The organism is Coleofasciculus sp. G3-WIS-01, assembly GCF_040223135.1.
In the GTDB taxonomy this organism is placed as follows: Bacteria; Cyanobacteriota; Cyanobacteriia; order Cyanobacteriales; family Coleofasciculaceae; genus Coleofasciculus.
This window is the reverse complement of sequence record NZ_JAVJZI010000142.1, coordinates 1-3,440: the sequence shown is the minus strand read 5'-3', so window position 1 is coordinate 3,440 and position 3,440 is coordinate 1. Positions and strand designations below refer to the sequence as shown.

Annotated in this window: 2 protein-coding genes; one reads left to right on the top strand and one right to left on the bottom strand. The window is 43.0% G+C overall.

All coding sequences use genetic code 11. From position 1 onward, the window contains the following. Nucleotides 1-193: 193 nt before the first annotated feature. Nucleotides 194-1,186 carry a hypothetical protein gene (locus tag RIM23_RS14090; RefSeq protein WP_446367872.1) on the bottom strand — a complete coding sequence of 331 codons (993 nt, stop codon included), beginning with the start codon at nucleotides 1,184-1,186 and terminating at the stop codon, nucleotides 194-196. Between the two features lie 653 nt (nucleotides 1,187-1,839). Between RIM23_RS14090 and RIM23_RS14085 the strand changes: the two genes are divergently transcribed. Then, on the top strand, nucleotides 1,840-3,246 hold the full coding sequence (locus tag RIM23_RS14085; protein WP_446367871.1) for a hypothetical protein: 1,407 nt from the start codon (nucleotides 1,840-1,842) through the stop codon (nucleotides 3,244-3,246). The last annotated feature ends 194 nt before the right edge of the window (nucleotides 3,247-3,440 follow it).

Below are 3,440 nucleotides of genomic sequence, written 5' to 3'. Positions count from 1 at the left end.
TCTTGAACACTTGCCGATAACGTAGTCAGTGAAGACTTAGGCTGGTAAGCACAGCTTCAACTTATTTGGCTTTTGCTCCGTGTCTTTAGACCGGGGTTGCTTACTCTCAATCCTTGCTCAAATAAATAATCTTACTCTAAGTTTTAGAGCAGGTCAATTGCCAATTTCTGTTAAAAAATGATTGCTCAGCTTATCATAGTTCAGGGTGTTTTACGTTTCTTTTCTTCGTCAATACGGTGTGCCAATCTGGTATCGACGATACCGCCCTTGGACTCCCCCCAGTTCTCCTGAGTGAAACCAACCGCAGCCCTAAATAGCGGAGTTTTTCCGGTTTCAGGTATGGAGTCAGGGACTTCCATCCTTGTGTGCGAACTTTCCGAGCATAAAACATAAGGCTGCGGAAAAAATCCTGAAATCGCCTTCCCCAATAGTTTTTTTGAATTCCTCCGGGATCAAGGCGTATATTATGGGGATTATAGTTATTTCGATTTAAGGGATTCAGTGTCGTGAGTCCTTCCCTTTGAGCAAACTGCTGGTATGTAATGCCCTGTTTTCGGGATTGGGGATGAGTGTGGGGATAAATCCATTCCCATATTGCCCAATCCAGACCAGAAAACAAAAATTCCGGCATATCTTTAGTCACCTGACAATATTTTAAGCGAATACCGATGGGAATTTCTGCCCAAGGTCCATGCTGCCACACAAAGTCGGGATCAAAAAATGCTTTAAAGGCAAAATCTTTGCCATTGATCCTAAGACGAGCGACCCGACCAATCATCCCCGCCCCAGCTATTTTTACTTCAATTTTCATGGCTTGCTTAAATAGGGTATGTGGGGAATACTCCCCTACTTTTCTAATTAATATTATTGTCTGAGTTTTGTGTTTTAGCCGGAGCCTGCCTCGTTTGAGGTAGAATATAGAGCGATCGCCCTCTTGCACAGTCCCCCGTACATATTGGGCTAAATAGTCGAGAAATCGTCTGATTTCCCGCGCTCCAATTCTGTTTTTTAAGTCAATGAACGTTGAATCAGGAGCATAGAAGTATAATCGTGTCTGTGTCTGCTCGGATTGCTGACGCGCTTGTTGGCACAGACGATAGAACTGACGAGGCGCTAACAGTTCCTGCTGGGCTTGCCAAAGGATAGAGGCTGGGGCAGATGCATTCAAGGGAGGGCGATTGCTCATAGTATCTTCAGATAGTCCGCATCAGCGGATTTAGGTTAAGATATTATGATCATCGCTCACAAACAGCCAATTGGGAAAGAGATAACGTGCTCAGCGATCGCTAGCCAGAATCGGGCATTTTTCAGGAGTAGCTTGAGCGCGGTAAGTCTGGCTGGCTGGCGCTCTAAGCCATTACCGATCCAATTCGGACTATCGAGCTTGGCGGTTTGCCTTTTGCCGATTACTCATTAGACTTAACCGATTCAGAATTCTCTTGTGAGAGATTCCGCAAATTGGCGCAGATACAATCAAACATCTGGCTGAGGTAAAATCGGCAAAAAAACCTTCACAATTTAAAATAAAGACTATAGTACCATGCCATGGCAACGACAATCCGAAAATCTCCCTATTTCCTTGAAAGCCGCTCATCTCGAATTGGATTCAAAGATAGAAAATCCTTGGACGGGGGAAATAGGGGAGTGAAATCCAAACTCAAAGTAAGGGCGGAATTTTCAGCTATTGCTCTTGAAAAAGAATCAACAGTACTCCCTCAACCCTCCCCAATTAACTAAAAGCTTGCCCGTTTTCCCTCTCTTTTCCTGGTCAATAGCTGTTTATGCTGTATAGAGTTATAATGACGCTTTTAAAGTATTCCCATGAGTTAAGTTCATATTATGAATTTTGATAAAAATTATCAGAAATGTTTGCATAAGCTCATCTGGGCAACCCATAGGCTTGACGTTAAAGTTTCCCAAACTCAGCTTGCTCATATTGCCCGAATCATCGTGCAAACAATGATGGGTCCCTGGCGCTATTTTCATTCCGTAGAACATATTCTAGCAGTCGGTGGATCGACGGACGCGATTGAAGTCCTGGCGGCTTTGTTTCACGATATTATTTACGTGCAAGTTGATGGATGTATTCCGTTTAACCTGACACCCTATCTCGCTCCTTTTATTGAGGAGGAGAGAGGAAAGTTTTTTGTCCGAAAAGAAAATACAGGTGAACAGGATACTCTTTTTGAGATAGTCGCCACTCTGTTTAAAGTCAATCCAGGAGAGGAACTATTTCCATTTACCGGACAAAATGAGTTTTTAAGTGCGATTGTTGCGGCTAAACTACTAGAGCATGTGCTGATGCCGAAATTGATTGTGCAGGTTATAGCTTGTATCGAAGCGACTATTCCCTTTCGCACTCAATCCGATTTTGGCTTAAGTCCTAGCGAAGAATTATATCAGTGTTTGAAGTCTACAAATCAGCGATTTAATCTTAACTTAACGGATACAGAAATCATAGAAAGCGTGAAGCGTTCAGTAAGACTTGCGAATCGGGATGTTGGTGGGTTTGCTCATCCCAGCTCGGCTGTTTTTTTATCTAATACTTGGAATTTATTACCCGAAACTAACCATAATCTAAACAAATCCGGGTCGTATACGGTGCGGGATTATCGAGTTGCTATCCAAAAAATGGCAGTTTTTATGAAATTCCTTAACGCCGAACTCATTTTTAGACAGTTCCGAGGCGAACCCAATGATTTAATTTATCTCCATTTAGTAGAGCAAGCTCGCCGTAATTTAGAAGTGGCGCGGCTATATTTAGACAGTAAGTTGGTGGCTAATGCTATTTTAGAAGCATTATCATTGCGTTTAGGTTCAGATGTTCCCTTAAGCATTATGATGGGAGATTTTGGAGATGAACACAGTTCAATCGGTCGTTTGGGCGATTCGTTTCCCACTCTGATTAATCCTTATCGACCTAAAACTGTTCTGGAATGCGAAGTGTGGCAGTTATTGGTAGGGGGACGCGCTCAAGGCATTTCCTTCGATTTCAAAACCTCTCCTTTGACTAGCTTTGTTGTCCAGTACATCGGATTTGAGGGGATTTGCCAGATGTGGCAACGCACCCAGGAGTTTTTTCAAGGAACAATAACGTCGGAAGAGTTTTTAGCTAGCTGTGATACTGATTTGGTGGACATTGTTATAAATGAAGTGGCTAAACTTTTGGAAAAGCGAAAAGTCGCCTTATGTCCTCTCTATCAACCTCTATCGATTAATAGGGTTAAGCAATTGCAACATGATTAGGCATCCGTTTTTTCCAGACATCCAAACCTTGTAGAGACGCGCCATGGCGCGTCTCTACATCATATATGGCGCGTCTCTACATCATATATGGCGCGTCTCTACATCATATATGGCGCGTCTCTACATCATATATGGCGCGTCTCTACATCATATATGGCGCGTCTCTACATCATATATGGCGCGTCTCTACATCA